This window comes from Botrimarina sp., from assembly GCF_040219535.1.
GTDB lineage: Bacteria > Planctomycetota > Planctomycetia > Pirellulales > Lacipirellulaceae > Botrimarina.
On the sequence record NZ_JAVJSH010000020.1, the window covers coordinates 644,341 to 666,630 of the forward strand.

General features: G+C 69.9%; 20 protein-coding genes and 1 tRNA gene. 10 read left to right on the forward strand and 11 right to left on the reverse strand.

Going from position 1 to position 22,290, the window contains the following annotated elements; all coding sequences use genetic code 11:
• Positions 1-237: 237 nt before the first annotated feature.
• On the reverse strand, positions 238-1,791 hold the full coding sequence (locus tag RIC11_RS12965) for a hypothetical protein (RefSeq protein WP_350211894.1): 1,554 nt from the start codon (positions 1,789-1,791) through the stop codon (positions 238-240).
• 194 nt (positions 1,792-1,985) lie between these two features.
• Here RIC11_RS12965 and RIC11_RS12970 point away from each other — a divergent pair, with 194 nt between their 5' ends.
• The 7 genes from RIC11_RS12970 (at position 1,986) to RIC11_RS13000 (ending at position 8,918) form a co-directional block, all read left to right on the forward strand.
• Positions 1,986-4,334, forward strand: coding sequence for an NfeD family protein (locus RIC11_RS12970; protein WP_350211896.1), 2,349 nt, complete (start codon positions 1,986-1,988; stop codon positions 4,332-4,334).
• Between the two features lie 71 nt (positions 4,335-4,405).
• Positions 4,406-5,008 (forward strand): NfeD family protein, encoded by a 603-nt coding sequence (locus tag RIC11_RS12975; protein ID WP_350211898.1) that lies wholly within the window; start codon positions 4,406-4,408, stop codon positions 5,006-5,008.
• A gap of 232 nt (positions 5,009-5,240) precedes the next feature.
• Entirely contained in the window at positions 5,241-6,242 is a 1,002-nt protein-coding gene (gene floA, locus RIC11_RS12980) for a flotillin-like protein FloA (RefSeq protein ID WP_350211900.1), read from the forward strand.
• 103 nt (positions 6,243-6,345) lie between these two features.
• Complete coding sequence (locus RIC11_RS12985) at positions 6,346-7,215, forward strand: hypothetical protein (RefSeq protein ID WP_350211902.1); 870 nt, start codon at positions 6,346-6,348, stop codon at positions 7,213-7,215.
• Positions 7,216-7,307: 92 nt separating this feature from the next.
• On the forward strand, positions 7,308-7,538 hold the full coding sequence (locus tag RIC11_RS12990) for an FmdB family zinc ribbon protein (RefSeq protein WP_350211904.1): 231 nt from the start codon (positions 7,308-7,310) through the stop codon (positions 7,536-7,538).
• 401 nt (positions 7,539-7,939) lie between these two features.
• On the forward strand, positions 7,940-8,779 hold the full coding sequence (locus tag RIC11_RS12995) for a hypothetical protein (protein ID WP_350211906.1): 840 nt from the start codon (positions 7,940-7,942) through the stop codon (positions 8,777-8,779).
• A 4-nt stretch (positions 8,780-8,783) separates the two neighbouring features.
• Positions 8,784-8,918 carry a hypothetical protein gene (locus tag RIC11_RS13000; RefSeq protein ID WP_350211908.1) on the forward strand — a complete coding sequence of 45 codons (135 nt, stop codon included), beginning with the start codon at positions 8,784-8,786 and terminating at the stop codon, positions 8,916-8,918.
• A gap of 448 nt (positions 8,919-9,366) precedes the next feature.
• On the opposite strand, the gene RIC11_RS13005 is transcribed toward RIC11_RS13000, so the two are convergent.
• Positions 9,367-9,450 (reverse strand) — tRNA-Leu (locus tag RIC11_RS13005).
• A 351-nt stretch (positions 9,451-9,801) separates the two neighbouring features.
• Here RIC11_RS13005 and RIC11_RS13010 point away from each other — a divergent pair.
• Positions 9,802-10,965, forward strand: coding sequence for a DUF1559 family PulG-like putative transporter (locus RIC11_RS13010; RefSeq protein ID WP_350211910.1), 1,164 nt, complete (start codon positions 9,802-9,804; stop codon positions 10,963-10,965).
• A gap of 50 nt (positions 10,966-11,015) precedes the next feature.
• Here the strand turns inward: RIC11_RS13010 and RIC11_RS13015 are convergent, their stop codons facing one another.
• The 6 genes from RIC11_RS13015 to RIC11_RS13040 form a co-directional block, all read right to left on the reverse strand.
• Positions 11,016-11,597 (reverse strand): methyltransferase family protein, encoded by a 582-nt coding sequence (locus RIC11_RS13015; protein ID WP_350211912.1) that lies wholly within the window; start codon positions 11,595-11,597, stop codon positions 11,016-11,018.
• Between the two features lie 18 nt (positions 11,598-11,615).
• Positions 11,616-12,455, reverse strand: coding sequence for an MBL fold metallo-hydrolase (locus RIC11_RS13020; protein ID WP_350211914.1), 840 nt, complete (start codon positions 12,453-12,455; stop codon positions 11,616-11,618).
• Between the two features lie 152 nt (positions 12,456-12,607).
• Positions 12,608-13,372 (reverse strand): segregation and condensation protein A, encoded by a 765-nt coding sequence (locus RIC11_RS13025; RefSeq protein WP_350211916.1) that lies wholly within the window; start codon positions 13,370-13,372, stop codon positions 12,608-12,610.
• A 217-nt stretch (positions 13,373-13,589) separates the two neighbouring features.
• Positions 13,590-13,946 (reverse strand): hypothetical protein, encoded by a 357-nt coding sequence (locus tag RIC11_RS13030; RefSeq protein WP_350211918.1) that lies wholly within the window; start codon positions 13,944-13,946, stop codon positions 13,590-13,592.
• Between the two features lie 392 nt (positions 13,947-14,338).
• Positions 14,339-14,899: a hypothetical protein gene (locus RIC11_RS13035; protein ID WP_350211920.1), complete on the reverse strand. Its 561-nt coding sequence runs from the start codon at positions 14,897-14,899 to the stop codon at positions 14,339-14,341.
• 182 nt (positions 14,900-15,081) lie between these two features.
• Positions 15,082-16,551 carry a hypothetical protein gene (locus RIC11_RS13040; RefSeq protein WP_350211922.1) on the reverse strand — a complete coding sequence of 490 codons (1,470 nt, stop codon included), beginning with the start codon at positions 16,549-16,551 and terminating at the stop codon, positions 15,082-15,084.
• Between the two features lie 180 nt (positions 16,552-16,731).
• Here RIC11_RS13040 and RIC11_RS13045 point away from each other — a divergent pair, with 180 nt between their 5' ends.
• Positions 16,732-17,235 carry a DUF6960 family protein gene (locus RIC11_RS13045; RefSeq protein ID WP_350211924.1) on the forward strand — a complete coding sequence of 168 codons (504 nt, stop codon included), beginning with the start codon at positions 16,732-16,734 and terminating at the stop codon, positions 17,233-17,235.
• Between the two features lie 7 nt (positions 17,236-17,242).
• On the opposite strand, the gene RIC11_RS13050 is transcribed toward RIC11_RS13045, so the two are convergent.
• Complete coding sequence (locus tag RIC11_RS13050; RefSeq protein ID WP_350211926.1) at positions 17,243-18,655, reverse strand: sigma-54-dependent transcriptional regulator; 1,413 nt, start codon at positions 18,653-18,655, stop codon at positions 17,243-17,245.
• Positions 18,656-18,864: 209 nt separating this feature from the next.
• On the opposite strand from RIC11_RS13050, the gene RIC11_RS13055 reads away from it, so the two are divergent.
• Complete coding sequence (locus tag RIC11_RS13055) at positions 18,865-20,481, forward strand: sulfatase family protein (protein WP_350211928.1); 1,617 nt, start codon at positions 18,865-18,867, stop codon at positions 20,479-20,481.
• A gap of 13 nt (positions 20,482-20,494) precedes the next feature.
• On the opposite strand, the gene RIC11_RS13060 is transcribed toward RIC11_RS13055, so the two are convergent.
• Entirely contained in the window at positions 20,495-20,866 is a 372-nt protein-coding gene (locus tag RIC11_RS13060; RefSeq protein WP_350211930.1) for a DUF4870 domain-containing protein, read from the reverse strand.
• Between the two features lie 124 nt (positions 20,867-20,990).
• Positions 20,991-22,208, reverse strand: a complete 1,218-nt coding sequence (locus tag RIC11_RS13065) for an ABC transporter permease (protein ID WP_350211932.1) — start codon at positions 22,206-22,208, stop codon at positions 20,991-20,993.
• Positions 22,209-22,290 lie beyond the last annotated feature (82 nt).

Below are 22,290 nucleotides of genomic sequence, written 5' to 3' on the forward strand. Positions count from 1 at the left end.
GAACGGAACTGACCGCCGTACCCCAACCCATATACTTAGCAGAAGCTGCTCCACCTGCGGAGGAGGACCGCCAGTCCGTAGGTCAGGCTGTGCCTGACGCGGTTCCTCTGCTTCACACCCCCGACTTACGTCGGGGGCTCGCGGCTGCCCCTTGGTTCCGTCGTTCCTTCGTGGTTCGCCTTCTTGTGGCTCGCTCCCCCGGCTGACGCCTGGGGGCTCTCTTTGGGGGTTGGTGGGTCAGTCCGGGAAGCCGGTGTTGACCGCGGCGGATTGGTAGATCGGCAGGTAGCGGTAGTAGACCTCGAGGGTCATCGTGGCCAGGGCTGTTGTGTACAGGCGGCCGCCGCGGCGGTTGTGGGTGTCGTCGACGTACCAGCTTCCGCGCTCGTGGCCGCGGTCGGCTTGTTGCTCGAGGAGCTGCTCGCGCATCCGGTCGTTCCACTCGCGCCACAACGCGCCCTCGCCGGCGGTCTGGTGGAAGATGACCTGGGCCGCGTAGTAGTTGAAGTAGTAGTCGGTCTGGCTGGGGCCGCGCTGGGCGAGGTACTCGACCCCTTTCGCTAGCCGCGGGTCGCCCTGCTCCCAGCCGAGGTACATGCGGCACAGCAGGCCCACGGCGGTCATCGAGGCCGTGCCGTCGTAGGCCGCGTCGACCAGGCCCTCGATCTCTCCGCGGGGCATGTAGCCGTAGCGCGAGCCGCCGGCCGCGGAGACCGAGTCGAGGAAGCCCTCCGCGCGGCGCACGACGGTCGTCGGCGTGGCGATGCCCGCTAGCGAGCCGCTCTTGAGGGCCATGATCTGCCACCCGGTGACCGACGTGTCGCCCGGCCGCTGGGGGCTGTAGCGCCAGCCGCCGCCGGCCGGGTCTTGGGCGGCCGACACGAACGCCAGCGCGGCCTCGGCCGCGGCGCCGAGGCGGCGGTCGCCGGTTAGGCCGTAGGCCTCGCTGAGCACGATCGCGTTGATGCCGTGCGCGTACATCCGCCCGCTGTCGCGCCACGACAAGCCGGGCAGGCTGGCGTAGTCCTCCTCGACACGGCCGAGCCGCGCGAGCGCGCCGAGCCCGGCGGCGACAACGCGCTTGTAGCGCCCCGAGTCTTGTGTCTGGCCGGCGCCGAGGAAGGGGAGCAGCGCGAGGCCCGTGGCGCTGGAGATCGACGCGCCGAACGGGTCGTCGCCCGGCACGCGGCCGGGGTTCGCGCAGCGGCCGCGGCACGCGCCGGCGGTGTGCACGAGGCTCCAGGTCCCGTCGGGGTTCTGGTGCTCGGCGAGCCACTTCAGCGCGCGTTGCACGGCGGCCTCGCTCTCGGGCGAGCCCCCCTTGGCCGCGACCAACGCGGCCCGGCTGGCCGGCGAGCGGCCGTCGGTCCCCGTGCCGGCGATCTCCGAGAGGGAGGGGCTGATCGGCGCGGTCAGCGCCGGCGTGGGGGCGAGGGACGACAGGTCGAGCGCGGCGACCGGCTCGGCCGCCGCTAGCGGCGGCGCGGGCGCGTCGAGCGGCGTGTCGGTCTCGGGCGCGTCGAGCGGCTGGGTGAGGGTCTCCACGTCGAGGTCGACGAGCGCGTCGTCGAGGTCGAGCGTGTCGGCCGTGTCCTCTTCTAGGGCGGGCTCGCCGAGCAGCGAGAGGGCTGCGGGCAGAGGCAACGGCGGCAGGGTCCACGCGGCGAGCAGCAGCAGCACCGCGGCGTGGATCAGCAGGCTCGCCAGCCAGCCGGCCGCCTCTTGCCGCGCGCCGGCGGGTGGGGGGCTCTCGGCGGGTTGCGTGTCGCTGGTGGCTTCGGTTGGAGGCAAGATCGCGAGCCTGGCGGACGAATTACCGTGGCGAGCCCTCGCTGCGCCGGACGCTTCACCATCGTTTCAGCCTACGACACGACCGGCGGGGAAGCCACGGCTTGGTCGGATCGGCACGCAAAGCGGCGCTGCTCGGTATAATCGCGGCGCGGGTTGGGTCGTCGGCACGGCCCCTGGCGCACGGGAGTCAGCACATGGAGAGCGGTTTGAGCCAAACACGGCGTTGGCGGTTGGCGGCGGCAGCCGTTGCGGCGTTGGTCGCGACGACGCTCGCGGCGCCCGCGTGCGCCGATGTCGCCGCCGGCGAGGAGGCCCCAGCCCCCCCAGCGCCGGCCGACGCGCCCGCGGAGCAAGCCGGGCCGGAATCGCCGGCGGGCGAGGCGGCCGGCGAGCGGGCGGTGGCGACGATCCGGGTGCGCTTGCCGCTCACGGGGTCGGAGGACGCGGCTTACCAAGGACGGATGCAGCGGGCGGTCGATCGCTTGTTGGCCGAAGCACGCGCCGGCGCCGACCAGCGGCCGCTGCTAATCCTGCGGCTGTCGGCCGATCCGGACGGGGGCGCCACGGAGTTTGAGCGGGCGTTGCGGCTGGCGCGGTTCCTCGTCAGCGAGCAGATGGCGCGTGTCAAGACGCTCGCCTACGTGCCGGAGACCATCGAGGGCCACGCGGTGCTGATCGCGCTGGCGTGTGAGGAGATCGCGATGGCGCCCGACGCGGAACTGGGCAGGGCGGGGATCGACGAGGACCCGTCGCGGCCGGTCGAGCCGGGCATCCGCGCTTCGTACGAGCAGATCGCCCAAGCGCGGCGGACCGCGCCGCCGGCGGTGGTGCTGGCGATGATCGACGCGTCGGTCGAGCTGGTGCGGGTCGAGACCGACAGCGGCGTGGAGTACGTGACGGGCGGCGAGCTCGAAACGCTCCGCGCGGAGCGCGCCGTGGTGGCCGAGGAGGTGCTCGCGCCCAGCGGGGCGCTGGCCGTGTTCACCGGCCGCGAGGCGCGCCGCGAGGGGGTCGCCAAGTACTTGGCGGCCGACGAGGCGGCCCTCGCTAGGGCCCTTTCGGTTCCGACCGAGGCCCTGCGCGAGGACGAGGGCCTCACCGGCGAGTGGCGGCCGATCATGGTCGACCTGACCGGGCCGGTCACGAATAGCTCGGTGCGTCGGCTCGAATCGCTGCTCGGCGACGAGATCGACCGCAACAGCGTGAACTGGATCGGCGTGCGGATCGACTCGTCCGGCGGCGACCCGGCCGCGGCCGTGCGGCTCGCGCAGACGCTCGCCGACCTCGGCGCGGGCGAGGCGCGCACGGTCGCCTACGTGCCGCGGCGGAGCGAGGGGCCGGCCAGCTTGGTCGCGCTGGCGGCCGATCAACTCGTGATCCAAGAGGGCGCCGAGCTGCGGGGCGTCGACGCGCCCGACGCCGCGCCCGCCGAACAGCCCTTGGGCCCCGACGCCGGCGAGGACGCGGGCGACGACGCCGGCGCCGACGCGATCGATTCGCAGCTCGACGCCGCCGTGGCGACGGTGCGCGAGTCGCTCGCGCAGCAGACGTCGCGTGGCTGGTCGCTGCTGGCCGCGACGATCGACCCGTCGATCGAGCTGGCGGTCTACAACCACCGGGAGACCGGCGCGGTGCGGATCTTCTCGCCGGAAGAGCTGGACGAGCAGCCCGACGCCCAGGCGTGGCGCCGCGGCGAGCGGGTGAAAGCAGCCGGAGAGCGCCTGTCGCTGCCGGCTGCGCGGGCGGCCGAGCTCGGCGTGGCGTGGCAGACCGTGCAGCAGTTCGACGACCTGGTCGCGCTCTACGGCTTCGAAGAGCCGCCCCGCACGGCCGAGCCGAACTGGGCGCTGGAGCTGGTCGAGGCCCTGGCCTCGCCCGGGCTGGCTGCTTTGTTGCTGGTGATCGCCGTGGTGGGGCTCTACATCGAGCTGAACACGCCGGGCCTGGGGGTCGGCGGGTTCATCGCCGCGGTGGCTTTCTTGCTGTTCTTCTGGAGCAAGTTCCTCGACGGCACGGCCGACTGGCTCGAGGTGATGCTGTTTGTGGCGGGGCTGGTGTTCGTGCTGATGGAGCTGATCGTGCTGCCGGGATTCGGTATCTTCGGCCTCGGCGGCGGGCTGCTGATCATCGCGTCGCTCGTGCTGGCGAGCCAGACGTTCATCCTGCCGAAGACCGACTCGCAGATGGTCGAGCTGCGGAACTCGCTCGCGACGGTTGTCGGGGCGGGCTTCGCGACGATCGCCATCGCCGCGGTGCTGCGTGCCTACCTGCCCGAGTCGACGCTCTTCCGCCGGATGACCCTCGCGCCGCTCGAGGAAGCCGACCGCATCGAGCAAGAGCGCCGCGAGCAGCTCGCCGACTACGAGCACCTGGTGGGCAAGACCGGCGCGGCGACCACCACCCTCGCTCCGACCGGCCGCGCGGAGATCGACGGCGAGCCGGTCGACGTGATCACCCGCGGCGAACTGGTCGAGCGGGGCGAGCAGGTCGAAGTCGTCGAGGCGCACGCCAACCGAGTCGTCGTCCGCCGCCTGTCCACGTGAGCCCCACGAGGTAAAGTCGAAGCACCGCCTCCGCTTCCTCCAGCCTCCCGCCTCAAGCCTGCAGCCTCCCCTTGAACGCCCTCGACGGAGTCTCGATCGCCGTGCTGCTCGCTGTGGTCGGCAGCTTGCTGATCATCGCCGAGGTGTTCGTGCCCTCGGGCGGTGTGTTGGGGTTCCTCTCGGCGGCGGCGTTCATCGGCGCGGTCTACAGCGCTTACAGCGAGGGGGGGTGGACCTACGGGCTGGGCTTCGCGGCCGGCGAGGTGCTGCTCGCGCCGGTGGTGATCTACCTGGCGCTGCTGTACCTGCCGAAGACGCCGATCGGCCGCGTGCTGGTGGGCGCTGCGCCGCGCGAGGACGAGGTCCTTCCGCGCGACGAGCGGGACGAGCTGATCGGCAAGATCGGCGTGGCGCGGAGCAAGATGCTGCCGGCGGGCGCCGTGGAGGTCGACGGCCAGATGTTCGACGCGCTCAGCCAGGGGCAGGCGATCGAGCCGGGCGAGTACGTGAAGGTCGTCGAGGCGACCCGCACGCGCATCGTGGTCCGCCGCGCTCCGGCGCCGAGCGACCAGGCCGCGACGCCCGCGGCGGACGCCGACCCGCTCGCGCGGCCCGCGTCGGAGCTGGGCCTCGACACGCTCGACTTCGATCCGGGCGACGACGAGCCAACCTGAGCGCCAGGGGTCAGCCCCGAGCCGTCAGCGGGATCCGTTTAGGCGCCACTCCCCGGGGCTGACGCCGCGGGGCTCAGACGCTCTTTGGTTGGCGAACCCACGCTGCGCGACCCGGCGATCCGCCGGCGGCGGGTTGAGGCCGAAACTTGTGTCGCGCGGCGGTCCGCCCTACAACAACTGTGTCGCCGCACCGGCGGCCCCTCCCCCCCGTTCCTTCAGCCGTTCGGCCGATATGCCGCAGCCCGTTTGGATTGTTCTCTTTGCGATCGGCGGGCTCGTGTTGCTCGCGGCGTTCGCGATCGTCGCCCGCTTCTTCCGGCTCTACATCCAGTCGGTCACGACCGGCGCCGGGATCGGCATCTTCGACCTGCTGCGGATGACCTTCCGGAAGGTCAACCCGACCGTGATCGTGCGCAGCAAGATCATGGCGACCCAGGCGGGGCTGACCGACGAGGAGGGGGTCACGACCCGCGCGCTAGAGGCCCATTACATGGCCGGCGGGAACGTGCCGCTGGTGATCCGCTCCATGATCGCCGCCCGCAAGGCGAAGATCATCGAGCTCGGTTTCAAGAAGGCGACGGCCATCGACCTGGCGGGGCGGAACATCCTCGAGGCGGTCCAGACCAGCGTGTATCCGCGGGTCATCGACTGCCCCGCCAAGAACAGCAAGCGCCCGAGCCTCGACGCGATCGCCAAGGACGGCATCCAGCTCAAGGTCAAGGCGCGGGTCACCGTGCGCGCGAACCTCGACCAACTGATCGGCGGCGCCACCGAGGAGACGATCGTCGCCCGCGTGGGCGAGGGGATCGTCAGCACGATCGGCTCGGCCGCCAGCCACAAGGACGTGCTCGAGAACCCGGACCGGATCAGCAAGGCGGTGCTCGCGCGGCGGCTGGATTCGCAGACGGCCTTCGAGATCGTGTCGATCGACATCGCCGATATCGACGTAGGAGACAACATCGGCGCCCGCCTGCAGGCCGACCAGGCCGAGGCCGACACGCGGGTCGCGCGGGCGAACGCGGAGGGCCGGCGGGCGATGGCCGTTTCGCAAGAGCAGGAAAACATCGCCGGCATCGAGGAGATGCGCGCTAAACTGGTAGAGGCCGAGGCCGAGGTCCCCCGGGCCATGGCCGAGGCGTTCCACACCGGCAAGCTGGGGATCCTCGACTACTACCGGCTGCGGAACGTGCAGGCAGACACGGACATGCGTGAGTCGATCGCCACGGCGAAGTGAGACAAGCAGTCGGGCGACGGTAGAGGGCTACGCATCGGCGCCGGACGCGCCGCCTTCCAGCTTCCGCTTTCCTCCTTCCCCAGACCGATCCCCAACCGGCTCCATGCCCGAAGCCCTGCTCCACCCGCCGCCGGTCGCTTGGCTGCAAGAGATCGGCTCGATCGTCGTGCTGTTGATCGTCGTGGCGCGGCAGGTGATGGTCGCGTTCAAGGAGCAGAAAGAGGCCGAGGAAGCGAAGCGGCGCGCCGCCGAGCGGGCCGAGAAACGGGGCCAGCAGGGGGGCCAGCAGGGGGGCAGGCCCGTCGAGCTCCCGCCGCGGCAGGTGGTGCGCGACCAACGGGCCGACGCGCACGCGGGACGCGAGCGCCAGGCCGAGCCCGTCGAGGCCAAAGCCGACCAAGGCGAGCTGCGTTCGGAGGTCGAGGAGTTCCTCCGGCGGGTCGGGCAGATGCAGGAAGAGCAAGCCGTCGGCCCGGCGCGGCCCGAGCCGGACGAGCCCCCGCAGCGTCCTCGCCGGCGTGGGCCGTTGGACCCGTTTGAAGAACCCCCCCGCCGCAAGCCGACGGCGAGGCCGAAGCGGCCGGCCCCGGAGTCGCAGATCGAGCTGCTGGTTGACCCCGACGAGGCCGCCAGCCGGGCCGACGAGGCGATCCAGCAGCGGCGGCTCCAGGAGCAGCGCGACCGCCAGCGGCAGCTGCGCCACCTGCCGGAGAGCCAGCTCGCCGAACAAGCCGCGCACCTGGGCGAGTCGATCGCGTTGGCGGACGACCGGCTCGAGGAGCGGCTGCAACAAACGTTCGAGCACCGACTCGGCCGGCTGGGGTCACGCCCCGCAGCGGCCGCCGCCGAGTTCGAGGCGCCCCGCCCCGCGTCGACCGCCGCTCGCATCCGGGCCCTTCTCAAGACCCCCGCCGGCGTGCGCGACGCGGTGATCCTCAGCGAAATCCTCCGCCGCCCGGGCGAACGCCCCTGAACTCCGATGCGTATTCCTGACGTTGGGGCCGCGCTGGCGGCGCCGTGAGGCTATCCAGAGAACCGTTCACCGCTTACCGAAAGCGTCCGAAGATGCCGCTGTACGAGTACCTGTGCGACGACTGCCAGAAAGACGTGGAAGTGCTCGTGCGTAACGAGTCGCAGCGCCCGGCTTGCCCCGATTGCGGCGGCGAGCGGCTGAAGAAGCTGCTCAGCGTCCCGGCCGGCCACAGCTCTTCCAGCTTCGGGGCCTCGGGCGGCGGGGCCAGCGGCGACCCGCCTGTTGGCCCGTGCGGCTCGGCGTGCGGGTGCTTCCCGCAGTGACGCTACGCGACCGCGCGTCCGCTCCTGGGGAGGGGGCCGCGTTGCCTGGGGGCCGCGTTGCCTTGTTGCTCGCCGATTGGGGACCCGTCGGCTGGTCCCAGTCGGACCCACGACCGGTTACCGGGCCTGCGACGCTTCGCTTTGAGCCGGTTTTTCGGGTAGAGGCAGGCGGGTTGTCGTAAGTCGCGTATCGCAACGAGATTACGTAAATAGCGTAAATTGACACCCGTTTTCCGGGCTAGCTATACTGCCGGAACGCCGTTCGAACCTGGCCCCCTTCGAGGCAGTGTTCAAACGGTCCCGCCACGCGTCGATCGCTCGAATCGGGCGGAATGACGCCGGAACGCTCCGAGCGGCCCCCGAGCCGCCGGAGAGACTTTGTCGCAGGGAAAACCGCATCGATGAATCTGCTCGGCAAGATCCTCGTCGTGGCGCTGTTCGTGTTGAGCGTCATCTTCATGACGCTGTCGGTGGTCGTGTTCTCGACCCACCGCAACTGGAAGCAGATGCACAGCCAGGTCCAGCAACAGTACCAGGACGAGCGGCAACGCTTCGAAGAAAAGGTGCGTGAGTACAACGCCCTGGAGAGCCGCCTGTCGGCCGAGGCCGAGGCCGCGCTGCAGCAGGTCCGCAAGCTGGAGACCGAGTCGGCGCGGCTGGCGGAGGAGAACTCGGCCATCCAGCGGCGGCTGAACCAGTTGAGCGAGAAGGAACGGGGCGCCGTAGCGGCCGTCACCGCGACACAGCAGGCCAACAACCAGCTCGCCGACGAGGTGGGTCAGCTCCGCGACAACATCAGCGAGGCGATCGCCAAGAAGGACAAGAGCTTCGACACCGCCCTCAAGGCGACCGAGGCCCTGCAGTCGGTCCGGAACGACCTCGAAACCGCCCAGGAATACAACCGCGAGCTGCTGGTCGACACCGGCCGGATGACGCGGGTGATGGAGGCCAACGGCCTCGACCCCGAAGCGACCGCCGAGGGCGTGCCGCCGCGGGTCGACGGCCTCGTGAGCCGCACCCAGCGGCGCGACGGGCGTATGCTGGTCGAGATCAGCATCGGCAGCGACGACGGCCTCCGTGTGAACGACACCGTCGAGGTGTTCAACGGCAGCCGTTACAAGGGACGCCTGAAGATCCTCCGCACCGCGCCCGACCGGGCCGTGGGGAGCGTCGACGTGCGATATCAAAAGGGACCGATCCAGGAGGGCGACCGTGTCGCAACTCGACTCAACCTCGGCTAGTGGCATGGCGCCGCCCGCGTCGCGTGGCGTCGTCAAGAAGCCGCCCACGTCGATCTATACGGTGATGATGGCGATCGCGACGGTCGCCATGGCGCTGGGGTGCCTGTTTTTGGCGCTCGAGAAAGCCCGGTATCTTTGAGGCTCCCGGTATCTCTGAGGCTCTGGGCCTCGGGCTTCAGGAAAGGGCGGGGTCCGATCCGGTTGGGCCGGCCGATGCGCGCCAGCCAGCGGCGTAAGCCGCCGGATTGCCTCGCGGCTGATCTTATCGGGGCGGCTCTTATCGGGCGGCCGCCCTCGCCGGGGCGAGCGGCCTCTGCGCAGCAAGAAACGCGCGGCCTACGGACCGATAAATCGGGCGGAGGCCACGCGTTTCTGCGGGGTGGATCGGTTTGTCGTTCGGTTCAGCGACCGTTGGTATGGCCGCCGTGGACTGCGAACGTTCGGTTGCTCGTCGGCGGGTTGCTCGTCGATGAGTTGCGAGGCGGGGCTGCCGCTTCGCTGCTCAACTGGCCGCTCATCGCTTGGCAGGCTGCCTCGCAGCGATCTGTCTTTCAACCTGCCTTGCGATAACCTGCCTTGCGAATCAGTGGGCCCGACTGGAGTCGAACCAGCACGCCCTTGCGGGCACATGCCCCTCAAGCATGCGCGTCTGCCAATTCCGCCACGGGCCCGGATGCTTCGCCCACGCGAAAACCAGCTGGACGCTGCACTCCATAAATTACCCCCGGCGGGGCGGCCGTCAACCTCCCTGGGACGCGGCCGCCGGAGTTCTCCAGCGGCGGGCGGGCGGTTTGTAGACAGAACGGGCCCGTCCGGGCACAATGGGAAGAGCCGCCTCGCGAATTAAACTCCTTTAGGCAAAGCATTTACGCCGCTTGAGGCAATAAACGCCCGCCGGCAATGCGAAGCCAGGCGGTCGCCAAGCCCCGATCAGGGCGGTGGGAATGCCGCAAAAAAAATATCCCCTCCCGGACCGATTTTTGCGTTAAGCCGACCGCTCCGACCCGACAGGACCCCAGAAAATGCGTCGCCCCTTCGCCCCGTCCGGGCCATTCCGAGCCGGCTTCACGCTCGTTGAGCTGCTGGTGGTCATCGCCATCATCGGCATCCTGGTCGCTCTGTTGCTGCCCGCGGTGCAGAACGCGCGGGAATCGGGCCGCCGGACGCAGTGCGTGAACAACCTAAAGAACCTGGCGGCGGCGATGATGAACTACGACTCGACGCAGCAGGAGCTGCCCGGGTACGCCAACGAGCTCCCCTACCAGGGCGCCCAGAAGACCCCCAACGGAGTGTACGTGGTGGGCCGGCGGGGCAGCTGGTCGGTGATGCTGTTCCCGTACATCGAGGAGCAGCCGCTCTGGGACCAGTGGACCAAGAGCTTCGATGGCGACGGCAGGATCACCGAGGCGTTCACCCCGCAGCTGAGCGTGATGGAGTGCCCCAGCGACCCACCGGAGATCCCCGGCACACCGGCGACTTCCTACGTGGCCAACGCGGGGTGGGCCGAAGGGGATGCCTCGAGGCCGGGCGGCCCGATGCGGCACTTCGAGTACGCGGCGAACGGCGTGTTCTTCGACGTCAACCGACGCAACAACCAGGACCCCGGCTCCGGCTGGGTCAACAACCCCGACGTGCGCGACGCCGAGGGCCCCGGCTCGAGCGTCGACGCGCCGGTGCTGCAGTCGTCGATCAACTACGTGAGCACCGGCGACGGGACCAGCAAGACGATGATGCTGACCGAGAACATCCACGCGGTCAGCTACACGTACACGGCGGCCGAGCAGCTGTTGCCGGACGCGAAGCACCACTTCGGCTTCGTGTGGCACAACGAGCTGCCCACCACGATCCAGACCGGCACGATGGGCCCCTTCACTACGAGCACGAACCCGAACGTGCAGTCGATCATGCGGGTCAACGGCGGCACGGCGCGCGAGATCGTCACGCCCGACTCGATCAGCACGATCCCCGAATGGCTCGCGTACCCGTCGAGCAACCACCCGGGCGGGGTCAACGTGGCGTTCTGCGACGGCCGGGTCGCCTACGTGAACGACAGCATCAGCGACCGGGTCTACGCCCAGTCGATGACCAGCAAGAGTAAGCGGTCGAAGTACTACGACCGTTCCGTCACGCCGGCCAACCAAGCCAGCGACCGCTTCCTGCCGCAGCCGACCGACGCGGATTTTTGAGCCGCTGGGGACCTCACGGCGGAACGACCGCGGCTCTTCCAGAACCGGCGTCACCTCAGGCGCGGGAATAAGGGGGGCGTCTGCTGCGCGTAGCGGGCCCAGTCCTCGCCGAACCAGCCGGCCAGCGCGTGCTCTTCTTCGCGGATCCGGTGCGCCAGGGCCGGCGCGCCGATCGCCGCGGCGACCAGCAGGCTCGCGAGGCTCATGAAGCAGAGCGGGTAGCCAACGAGGAAGCCAACGAAGCCCGTGTAGGCCGGGTGGCGGACCCAGCGATAGAGGCCCGTGGTGACCAATTGGTGCGAGTCGAACGTCTGCACGAACGCGCTGAAGTTGCGACCGATCGTGACCCGAGCGGCGAGGCGAACGACCAAGCCGACGGCTACCAGCACGACCCCGATCCAGCCGACGGGCGCCCACGCCGGCGGGGCGGTGGTCCAGCGGACCAGCGACGCGTCCAGCCAGCCGACGATAAACGTGCCGAAGAAGGCCGTCTGGAGCCACGTGAGCCCGGCCCGGCGGCCCTCAGGGCAGGGGGGCTGAAACAGCCCCCGGGCGTGGATCGCGCCTTCGGCGAGGGCCCAAGCGATGTAGAGCATCAGGCCGAGCCAAGCCGTTAGCGGCGTGTCGCCCATGGGGGAGCGTGCCGGGGGCTAGAGCCACAGGTGGAGCCTGCCGTCGAGCAGGTCGGGCAGCTTCTTCTTGACCATCCGCTCCACCTGCCGCGCGTTGTACCGCGTGCTCAGGTGGGCGGCGATCACCAGCTCGTTCTCGAAGAGCGCGGCCCGGTCGACCCAGTCGTCGAGGTGCATGTGGCCGTGCTTGTGGATCTTCTCTTTGCGGTGCTCGGGGGCGACGAACGTCATCTCGGCGATCAAGATTTTCGCCCGGTACATGGCCGGCGACGCGTCGAGCCCCTTCGGCGAGCTGTCGCCCAGGTACGCGACGATCGGCTCGCGGACCTCGCTGCTGACCTCGGTCCCGGCCAGTCGCAGGTCGCGGATCTCGTGCCCCTCGAGGCCTTGGTACTCGGGCTTGAGCTTCTTCCGCCGGTCCCACACCACGTAGCCGAGCGAGGGCACCGTGTGCGTGGTCGCGGTGGCGGTCACCACCAGCTCGCGCGAGAGCTCGACCTCGGCGCCCGGCGCTAGGCCGATGAGCTGGCAGGGCAGCCGGCCCCGGTCGAGCTTCGTGATGGCGGCGAGCAGGTGGTTGACGCCGTCGACGTTCTCTTCGGGGAGGTAGATCGTGGGCGGGTCCATCTTCATCATCCGCCGCCGCGCCACGTAGACCGGCAGGGCGGCGATGTGGTCCAGGTGCGCGTGCGAGACGAACCACGTCTCGGTGCCCATGAAGCCCCATGGCTGCACGCCGAGGTCGAACCCGAGGCTCATCTCGGGCACCCGCCAGTAGCTCTGCACCGCCGCGCGGCTGTAGCCCTCGATCGTGAGGTCGCCGTGCTTGAGCGTTTTGACCGGGGCGTTCTTCGGCAACGGGGCGTCGCGGGGCGGGGGGCGGCGATCGGAGAGCGTAGGGCCGTGACGGCAGTCGCACGGGCGGCCTGGGGCGGTCGATTATCACCGCGGCAGGCCAGAGAGGAAACCGGCGGGGGGCGTTGGTCGCCTGAGCCCCCGAGCCGTCGCGCTTACGCCGCGACGGCGTAGGGCGTGGGGCCGGGGAGGAGGGCGATCGGTCCAAACCGCTCCGACTGCGAGGCGAGCGCGTGGCGGTAACGGACCAGCTCGAGCACCGCAAGGAACACCGCCACCAGCGTCGACTTGTGGACCTCGCCCTCGGGGAAGAGGCACTCGAAGGGCGTCGGCTCACGGGACTGCCGGAGCTGGCGGTCGACGCGTTGCATGTACACGTGGATCGGCGTTTCGTCGTAGCGGACGGTGGCCGGCTCCTCTGGCGGTTGGAGGCGGTCCCGCATCACCCGCGCGAACGCGCTGACCAGGTCCCACAGCTCGACCCCTTCGATGGGGCGCTCGTCGGCGGGGGCGGCGGCTCGGCCGGTCGGCTGCACGCGGACCCGGCGCCGCGACCAGTCAAGCCGCGCGGTCTCGAGCCGGGCCGCGGCGTCGCGGTACTCCTTGTACTGCAGCAGCCTGGCGACCAGGTCGCCGGGCGACTCGACCGGCGCTTCGTCGTCGGTCGGCTCGCCGGCGCTCGCCTCGGCGTCGGGCAGCACGCTCTGCGACTTGATGACCAGCAGCGTGCTGGCGACCTCGAGGAAATCGCCGACGGCGTCCGGGTCGAGCCGCTCCACGAGCGCCACGTAATCCAAGTACTGTTGGGCCAACTCGGCCAGCGGCAGCTGGGCGATAGGCAACTCGGCCTTGCGGACCAGGTAGAGCAGCAGGTCGAGCGGGCCGTTGTAGGCGTCGAGCTGGACACGGAAGGCGGGCATGCCTCGGCTCCGGACCACCGGGGGGGAACGAGCCCGGAGGCTAGCAACCCCCGCCAGCGGCCGCGAGGCCGACCGGCCCCAAGCCGCCCACAAAAACCGCCGCGCACGGCGCAAACAAAAACCGCCGCCCCCCAGCAGTCGGGGGGGCGGCGGTCGGCGACTCGTTGCGCTCGGCGGCTTCAACCCCGGCGGGCGGGGCTACAGCCGCGTGGGCGGCTCAGTGGCAGCAGCCGCGGTGACCGCGGAGGCGCGAGAACAGGCCGCAACGCTTCTTGGCCGGCTCGCAGCAGGTCGGAGCGGGCTCGCAGCAAGTGGGCTCGGGCTCGCAGCAGGTCGGCGCCGGCTCGCAAACGGGGGCGGGCTCGCAGCAGACCGGGGCGGGCTCGCAGACCGGGGCGGGCTCGCAGCAAGTGGGCTCGGGCTCGCAGCAAACGGGCTCCGGCTCGCAGCAGGTGGGCTCGGGCGCGCAGCACGAGTCCTTCTTGAAGCAGTCGAACAGGCCCGCCTGGGCTTCGACGGCCGACGACAGCACGACCGCAGCAGCGGCCACAACAGCGAAGTGAGCGAATTTCATCAGTGGATTCTCCAGACACGGACGCCGCACTCAGGCGGCTGTAGAAAGGCAGGTGGCGTCGGCAAAAACGACTTGCACGCGGCGACGCACTATGGGCGGGGTCCGAAGGATCGCCGAGCAGCCGGCTCGGCCGCGTTCCTCCGATAGGCTCCTCCCGCCGCGGGCGTCGCGCCACCGTGGCGCGGCTGTGTTCGCGGTGAGAGGCTTTCAGGCGGCTTGCGAATCCTGCGTGGAATACACGGATTGCATCGACCTTGCGGCCTGGGCAGAAAAAGCTATCAGGGTGCGGCAGGGTGTAAAGGGGCCGTCCGGAGAAAGTCAAAAAAAAGCGACCGCCCGACGGCGGCCGCTTGATGTTGCTTAGGTTGCCTATTCTGCCGATCTTCAGGCGCTCAGCGGATCGCTCCGCCCGTTTGTTCCGTAGCGGTCCGCTCATCTGGGGGCGACGCCCCATCCACCAGCGGCTGCGTGCCTGGCTGGGCGGCGACGGGCGCCTCGAAGTTGATAACCACTGGATTGGCGCCGTCCGAAGCGCTGGCGAGCCCGCAGACCCGCCAGAGGTCGCCCTCGCGTTTCATCAAGCAGCCCAGCTCGGACGCCTCGGCGGCGCCGGTCTCGGTCACCAGCACCTGGACGCCCGCCTCGGAGTCGTTAAGCAGGCGGATCTCGCCGACCAGAACGCTCTGGGTCTCGAGCCCCATGGTGGGCAAGATCGACGGGTCGCTGGCGTAGCGCGTCTGTGCCGCGGAGGTCAGCAGGTCAGCCGCGCCGGCCGGGTCGCCGCCGATGACCGAACGGACGAACCGCTCGGCGACCTGGGCGATCGCCTTCTGATCGGTCGATCCAGCCCCGGCGGCCTTCACCCCCTGGGGAGGCTGTGCTTGTGGCTCTTCGGGCTGTCCGCAACCCGCCGCGGCGGCGGCAAATAACAAGGCGACGAGGACCCGGACCATGCTCGGCAAACTCCCAATCGATTCTGGCAACCGCGCCGCCCTCGGCCATCGAGAGCGGCGCGGCGGAGCGTTGCAGAGGGGGCCGGGAGGGTCAACGCCGGTCGGCGGCTTGCCCACGGCGGAATGGGGAAGGCGGAACGCTGCGCAAGCCACTGGCAGGCGTTGACGCGAGGGCCAACCGCTCAGGTCGCGGCGAGGCCCCGATCGATCGAAGCTTGTTCGCGCGTGTAAACAGCGAGGACCGCTTCGAACGTGTCGGGTTCGATCCGCCACGCGGGGTCCGACTCGGTGTGCCGGCCGCAGTGGGTCGTGATCAGGCGGAACAGAAACTTGAACAGGTGCCGCGGCGTCCGCAGGCCGCGCATTGCTTCGGCCAGGCGCGCGTCGGAAACCGCCGGGTCGATCAGGGCGCGCAGCTTCGGCGGCGGCGACTTGTCGGAGCAGGCGGCCAGGCGGGCGTTCGCCAGGTCCTGGAGGGAGTCGGCTGTCCAGTCGAGCGACGGCACCACGTTCTGCTTGTCGAGCCGCGCCCGCTGGTGGAAGTCGCGGTCCTCGCGGTTCAGGTGCTCGAGCAGCTCCGCGGGCAGCAGCAGTTTGAACCCTACGCCGGGCTGGCGGAGGAACTTGTTGTCGAGCATCGACCACACGAAGTCGCGGATGTGCTCGAGCCGCCCGCCGAGCAGGTGGGGCTCGTCGACGCGGTCGACCAGCACCACGACGCCGCCGTACCCGAGCGACCGCAGCACGCCCTGCAGCTTGGCGAGCAGCTCGTAGCGGTCGTCGGTCCGCTTTCGTTCGGGCAGTGGCTGGTTCTCGAGGTCGCTCGCCGGGATCCGCATGAGCATCCCCGAGAGCGTGCCACGATCGCGGCGGAGCACTCGCACGTTGTTGGCGATGCGGACCGCGCGGTACTTGCGGGTGGCCCATTTGGTGACCCACGGCGCCCAGCCCGCGGCGATCGCCACCCAAGTCCAAGGCCACTGCAGCCAATCCCACGCCCGCCAGCCGATGATCACGCCGAGGATCACGAGCGTGATCGCCAGCCCCAGCGTGAACCAGCCGCCGGCGCGCCAGATCGGGTAGCCCACCGCGCGACGCAGCCGCGCCCAACGCTCGCTCTGTGGCTCGGCGGTGGAGTCGTCGTAGCAGGCGGCGAGCAGCAGCAGGTCGCGTTGCTGGGCGTGGTCCAGCCCCCGCGCCTGACCGCGGTCGATCCGCCCGGCGAGCAGGCGGTCGACGAGGTCCGTGACGGCGATGGCGAGCACGCCGTCCATGTGGTCCCACAGCTTCCACTCGCCGAGCACGCGCGACGCGTCGCGGCCCTTGCGGGCGGGCAGGCGGTCGGCGAAGCGGTCGAGCAGCGGGTTGTAGTCGTCGTAGTCGACGACCCACACGCGCTCCCCGGTGGGCGACGCGGCGTTGTGCTTCTCGATCGATTGGACGATCTGCAATCGCATAGCGGTCTTGCCGGCGCCCTTCTCGCCGAACACCAGCGACGTGGCCGGGTCGGTCGGCTCGCCGTAGACCTTGTCCCACGCGGGGTGGTGGATCGTCGAGCAGAGTGCCTTGAACACGCGGTCGGTCTGCGCGTCCTCCTCGGCGAACGGGTTGCGCGAGACGCCGTGGTGGCTGAGGAACTGGTCGGTTTGCATAGCTAGGTCGGTGACGTGTTGCGTTTGGGCAACAAAACATACGCCCTGGCGGCTGAAGTGGGGCGTGGGGTCGTCGGAGCGGGGAAGTTTCCGGCCTCCACCGGGGGCCGATGCCCCTGGGCTCGGGCGGGCGCCGCCACGCCGCGGGCGCCGGGCGTGAGGATGTCCTATAATCGGGTCATGCCGGACAGCCTGCCCCCGCTGAAGACCGATCCGAAGTACGGCTACTTTCCTTGGTGGCCCGAGGACGGCAACGACTGGGTCCACCCGGAGGACGTCCAGGCCGCCCGGCAAATGATCCCCAGCCAGCGAATCTGGCGCCGCGACGGCGCCGTGGGGCCCGAGGGCGAATACGTGGTGATGCACTACGGCGACACGCGGCTCCGCGTACGCCGCACGCTGTGGCGCGACGTGCGCCCCGAGGGCCTAGAGATCGGCCAGTGGGTGGAGGTCGTCAGCCACGGCATGGCGGCCGAGCCGCACACCGGCCAGATCGCCGAGATGCGTTACGACGAGCACGCCGGCGTGATCCGCTACTCGCTCCGCCTAGCAGACGGCACGCCGCTGGAGCGCGCCTACGAGGCGCACGAGCTCAAGCCGATCGAGCGCCCCACCGTCCGCGAAGAAGCCCGCCGCGAACCGCCGGCGGAAGACCCGGGTGACTTGGATATCATGGAGCCGTAGTCGAGACTCACTCCGCCACCGGCGCTCGCTCCTCCAGGCCCAGGCGCTTCATCTTCTTGTAGAGCGTCGTGCGGTTGATGCCGAGTTGGTCGGCGGTCTCGTTGCGGTTCCAGTGGTTCAGCTCGAGCACCTCGAGGATGATCTGCCGCTCGGGGCCCTCGAGGGCCTCTTTGAGCGTCTGGCCCGCGTAGTAGCCCGCGCCGCCCGCCGCGCCGCCGGCGCCGGGCACGCGCAGCTCGGGGGGGAGTTCGTGCAGCGGGATGAGTTCTTGCTTGCCCAGCAAGACGGTCCGCTCGACCACGTTCTGCAGCTCGCGCACGTTGCCAGGCCAGTGGTAAGCCTGCAGGGCCGCGATCGCGTCGTCCGAGAAGCCGCGTACGTTGGGTCGGTTGGCGTCGTCGCGGACCTCTTCGAGGAACTTCTGGGCCAGCAGCGGCACGTCGCTCGGCCGGGCGCGGAGCGGGGGCAGCTCGAGGTTGATGACGTTGATGCGGTAGAACAGGTCCTGGCGGAACTTGCCCTCGGTCACGTTCTTCGCGAGGTCCTCGTTCGTTGCGAGCACCACGCGCACGTCGACGCGGTGCGTCTGCGTGCCGCCGACCGGCTCGAAGGCCAGCTCCTGCAGCACGCGCAGCAGCTTGACCTGCATGGCGGGCGTGGCGGTGCCGATCTCGTCGAGGAAGATGGTGCCGCCGTCGGCCTGGAGGAACTTGCCGATCTTGTTGGTGGTCGCGCCGGTGAACGCGCCGGCCACGTGGCCGAACAGCTCGCTCTCGAGCAGGTTCTCCGGCAGCGCGCCGCACGCGACCTCGACGAACGGCCCGCTGCGGCGGTCGCTGCGGGTGTGGATCGCGCGGGCGAGGAGGCTCTTGCCGGTGCCGCTCTCGCCGGTCACCAGCACGGTGGCCCGCGTGTCGGCGACGCTGTCGATCACGTCGAACACGCGCATCATCCGCGGGTCGGCGCCGATGATGTGGCCCATCCCGTGCTTGCGGTCGAGCTGCTGCTTCAGCTCGGTGTTCTCCGAGAGCACCTTCCGCTGCGAGAGGGCGCGCTCGATCGCCATCAGCAGCTCGTCGTCGATGAGCGGCTTCGTCAGGTAATCGAACGCGCCGGCGCGGATCGCGTCGATCGCGTCGTCGGCCGCGCCGTAGCCGGTGATCAGTATCACCTGGGCGCCGGGGCGGCGGCGGAGCGTCTGCTCGAGCAGGTCGAAGCCGTCGCCGTCACCCAACCGAACGTCGCTGAGCACCAGGTCGTACGACCGCGCGATGAGCCGCTCGACCGCGTCGGCTTGTGTCGAGGCCGCGTCGACCGAGTAACCCTGGTCGCGCAGCCAGTCGGCCATCGATTCCAGCACGTGGAGGTCGTCGTCGACCAGCAAGATCGACGCGGCGGCGGTCTTGACGCCTGAGGGCATGGGCGGCTGGGGCGGCGGGGGAGCGGCGGCGGAGCTCGACACGGGGTGTCGCCAAATACCTACGTCACAGGGGCCTTGTGTCAAAAAACCACAGCGCGGAGGCCCCCCAGAGCCGACCATCGCGCCAATCGGAACCGGCGGGTCGTTACAATCGGCCCCCGTAGGCGATGCTCGTCCGGCGACTCCTCTGCTTTTATGGGGCCCTCCCGATGCGATCGATCAGCGTGCTAGTCGGTCTGCTTCTCGCCGGCGCCGTTTCGGCCGCGGTCGGGGCCGAGCGGCCGCCGAACATCGTGCTGGCGTTCGCCGACGACCTGGGGCGCTACGCGAGCGCGTACCGCGCGGCCGACACGCCGACCGTGAACGACGTCTTGGAGACCCGCCACTTCGACCGGGTCGCGCGCGAGGGTGTGCTGTTCGACTGCGCGTTGGTCAGCGCGCCCAGCTGCACGCCGTCGCGGGCGGCGCTGTTGTCGGGGCGGCACTTTTTCCGCAACGGCAGCCACTCCCAGCTGCACCACCCTTGGCTAGAGGGCGAGCCGGACCCGTGGGACAAGGTGCAAGGTTTCGCGCTCGCGCTGCGAGGGGCGGGCTACCACATCGGCTGGTCGTACAAGATGCACATCAGCGAAGACCGGATGGGCGGCGGCCGGCGAAACTACACGCCTGCCGGCAGGCGGTTCAACTCGTTCTCTCAGCACGCGATGGAGGCCGACGACCCCGAGGCCAAGAAACGCGAGCTGCTCGACGAGGTCCGGCAGAACTTCGGCGCCATGCTCGCCGACCGCGACACGGGCCAGCCTTTCTTCTACTGGTTCAATCCCACGAACACCCACCGGCCGTGGGTCCGTGGTTCCGGTAAGGCCCTCTGGGGAATCGACCCCGACGAGCTCGAGGGCCGTCTGCCCGGCTTCTTGCCCGACAACGAAACGGTCCGCGAAGACTTCGCTGACTACCTCGGCGAGGCGCTCGCGTTCGACGCGGCCGTCGGCGTGCTGCTCGACGAACTCACCGAGCGGGGCGAGTTGGACAACACGCTGTTCGTGGTGAGCGGCGACCACGGCGCGCCCGGCTTCCCCCGTGGGAAGACCAACCTGTACGACTTCGGCGCCCAGGTCCCGCTGGCGATCCGCTGGCCCGGCCGGGTGGGCGCGGGCCGGGAGGTCGCGGCGCCGGTCAGTCTCGTCGATCTCGCGCCGACGTTCCTCGACGCGGCCGGCGTGGCGCCGCTGGACGAGATGGACGGCCAGAGCCTCTTGCCGGTGATCCGCGCCGAGCAGCCCCGGGAGGAGTCGACGCTGCGGGGCTGGGCGCTCGTGGGTCGCGAGAACCACGTCCGCGGCGCCCGGCCCGCCGGTTTGCCCTATCCAATGCGGGCGATCCGCACGGCCGACAACTTGTACATCCGCAACTTCGCGCCCGACCGCTGGCCGGTCGCCGAGCCGCCGCTCGCCGCCCCGGTCGTGAAGGGAATGCTCCGCCGCGATGGGCGGCTGGTGCGGCGGACCGACATGGACTTCGGTCCAACCCGCGACTGGTTCGCCGAGCACGAAGGCGACCCGGCGATCGAGCGCGAGTGGCGCCTGGGGTTCGCGAAACGGCCCTCCGAAGAGCTCTACGCCATCGGCGGGGATCCCGATCAGACGAAGAATCTGGTCGACGACCCGCAGCACCGGGCCGAGCTGGGTCGGCTGCGCGACCTGCTCATGCAGCAGCTGCACGAAGGAGAGGACCCGCGGGTTACCGACGACGGCCGCGCTTTCGACGAGCCCCCCTTCGCGCCGGACGATCCGATGCTGGGGCGGGTCGCCGAACCGTCGACCTGAGGCGACGCGACGCTCAAAAGAAGGGGATCGTGATCGGGTACTTCCAGAGCTGGCCTTTGGACGCCTTCACCGCCCCGACGATGGGGAAGATCACGCCGAGCGCGCCGAGGACCGACAAGAAGGGGATCCCGATTGGCAGGAGGATCACGGTGACGCACATCGCGATCCCCAACGCCCAATAGATGAGCTGGCTGAGGGACCAGTTGGATGCGGCGCGGCCGTGCGCGTCGTACTCCGGTGACTCGTCTTTCATGACTTGCCAGAAGATGATTGGCGCCACGAACCCGGCCAGCGGAGCGATGTAGCCACAGAACTGCGACAGGTGCATCAGCGCCAGCATCGTGCGGTCGGCGGGGGGCGGCGTGTCGTAGGCCGGTTCTTCCATCGGGGTTCTCCTCCGGGAGGTCTTTCGCCCGCGGTGAGCTCATCTTGGTGAAAAAGACGCAGCGAAACGCCGCCTTCGTTCCTCGGTTCCTTTGTGGTTGGCTGCCGAACCCGAGCGGCCGACTTTAGCGGCCCTTCATCCGCGGGTCGAACGCGTCACGCAGGCCGTCGCCGAGGAAGTTCAGCGCGAACAGCGTGACGCCGATCGCCAGGCTGGGGAACACGATCAGCCACCAGTAGGTCTTGACCGGGGTGATGACTTGGATGCCCTCGTTCGCGAGCAGGCCCCACGACACGTCCGGCGGCTCGACGCCCAGCCCGAGGAACGAGAGGAACGCCTCGAAGAGGATCACCCGCGGGATCGTGAGCGTCAGGTACACCAGCACGATGCTCAGCAGGTTCGGCACGAGGTGGCGGAACACGATCGCGGCCCGGGACACGCCCAGGGAGCGGGCGGCCTCGATGTACTGCTCGTTGCGGAGCGAGATCACCTGGCCGCGGACCACTCGGGCCATCGTCAGCCAGTAGATCGCCCCGACGACGAAGTAGAAGATCGTGATCCGGTCGATCCCGTAGGTGGCCAGCCGCTCTTTGACGGAGTCCTCGCTGAGCACGCTGATGATAAAGATCACCAGGAACACGAACGGGATGCTGTAGAGCACGTCGACGACACGCATCATCGCGTCGTCGACCCACCCGCCCGCGTAGCCCGACACGGCGCCGTAGGTCACGCCGATCACGAGCGACACGAGCGTCGCCACGAAGCCGACGATCAGCGACACCCGCGCGCCCCAGAACACCCGGCTGAGGATGTCGCGGCCGAGCTTGTCGCGGCCCCAGACCGAGTTGACCTGCCACTCGCCGAACGCCGCGTGCCGCGCGCGCACCATCCACCGCGCGAGCGGGTCGAGCCGCGGGTAGCCCGCGTCCGCGTAGGGGCGCTGGACGAGCGCGGACACGCCGGCCCGGGCCTGGGCCAGCTCGCGGTAGAGGGCCTCGGCCTCGTCCTCGGTGGGCGACTCGGCCGCGCGGAACTGCCGCCGCGCGGCCCGCAGGCGCTCGCGGGCTTCGGGCATGAGTTCCTGGCCGGCTTCGATCAGCGCCGGGTCGAAATCGAACGTGTCGACCCACAGCGGCGAGAGCGTGGGCTCGGCGAACATCAGCGGCGTGTTGTCCGCGTCGGGGGGCTGAAGCGGCAGCAGCGGCGTGAAGAACGCCAGCACCACCACCACGACGAGCGTCCACAGGGCCGTCATCGCCGGCCAGCTCCGGCGCAGCCGCCGCCAGGCGTCTTGCGTTAGGGAAACGCCGGTCTGCTTCGGGCGGGCGGGGGTGGAGGTCATGCGGCCTCCTCGTTGGAGGCGCCGTGGAATGCGGAAGTCGGAATGCGGAATGCGGAATGAAGCGCTAGCGCGGCTGGCAAGC

Bases quoted from the DNA above. Each gene is read 5' to 3' on its own strand.
- RIC11_RS12970 (WP_350211896.1), top strand. From the start codon at position 1,986: ATGGAGAGCGGTTTGAGCCAAACACGGCGTTGGCGGTTGGCGGCGGCA.
- floA (WP_350211900.1), top strand. From the start codon at position 5,241: ATGCCGCAGCCCGTTTGGATTGTTCTCTTTGCGATCGGCGGGCTCGTG.
- RIC11_RS12985 (WP_350211902.1), top strand. From the start codon at position 6,346: ATGCCCGAAGCCCTGCTCCACCCGCCGCCGGTCGCTTGGCTGCAAGAG.
- RIC11_RS12990 (WP_350211904.1), top strand. From the start codon at position 7,308: ATGCCGCTGTACGAGTACCTGTGCGACGACTGCCAGAAAGACGTGGAA.
- RIC11_RS12995 (WP_350211906.1), top strand. From the start codon at position 7,940: ATGAATCTGCTCGGCAAGATCCTCGTCGTGGCGCTGTTCGTGTTGAGC.
- RIC11_RS13000 (WP_350211908.1), top strand. From the start codon at position 8,784: ATGGCGCCGCCCGCGTCGCGTGGCGTCGTCAAGAAGCCGCCCACGTCG.
- RIC11_RS13010 (WP_350211910.1), top strand. From the start codon at position 9,802: ATGCGTCGCCCCTTCGCCCCGTCCGGGCCATTCCGAGCCGGCTTCACG.
- RIC11_RS13015 (WP_350211912.1), bottom strand. From the start codon at position 11,597: ATGGGCGACACGCCGCTAACGGCTTGGCTCGGCCTGATGCTCTACATC.
- RIC11_RS13025 (WP_350211916.1), bottom strand. From the start codon at position 13,372: ATGCCCGCCTTCCGTGTCCAGCTCGACGCCTACAACGGCCCGCTCGAC.
- RIC11_RS13030 (WP_350211918.1), bottom strand. From the start codon at position 13,946: ATGAAATTCGCTCACTTCGCTGTTGTGGCCGCTGCTGCGGTCGTGCTG.
- RIC11_RS13035 (WP_350211920.1), bottom strand. From the start codon at position 14,899: ATGGTCCGGGTCCTCGTCGCCTTGTTATTTGCCGCCGCCGCGGCGGGT.
- RIC11_RS13040 (WP_350211922.1), bottom strand. From the start codon at position 16,551: ATGCAAACCGACCAGTTCCTCAGCCACCACGGCGTCTCGCGCAACCCG.
- RIC11_RS13045 (WP_350211924.1), top strand. From the start codon at position 16,732: ATGCCGGACAGCCTGCCCCCGCTGAAGACCGATCCGAAGTACGGCTAC.
- RIC11_RS13050 (WP_350211926.1), bottom strand. From the start codon at position 18,655: ATGCCCTCAGGCGTCAAGACCGCCGCCGCGTCGATCTTGCTGGTCGAC.
- RIC11_RS13055 (WP_350211928.1), top strand. From the start codon at position 18,865: ATGCGATCGATCAGCGTGCTAGTCGGTCTGCTTCTCGCCGGCGCCGTT.
- RIC11_RS13060 (WP_350211930.1), bottom strand. From the start codon at position 20,866: ATGGAAGAACCGGCCTACGACACGCCGCCCCCCGCCGACCGCACGATG.
- RIC11_RS13065 (WP_350211932.1), bottom strand. From the start codon at position 22,208: ATGACCTCCACCCCCGCCCGCCCGAAGCAGACCGGCGTTTCCCTAACG.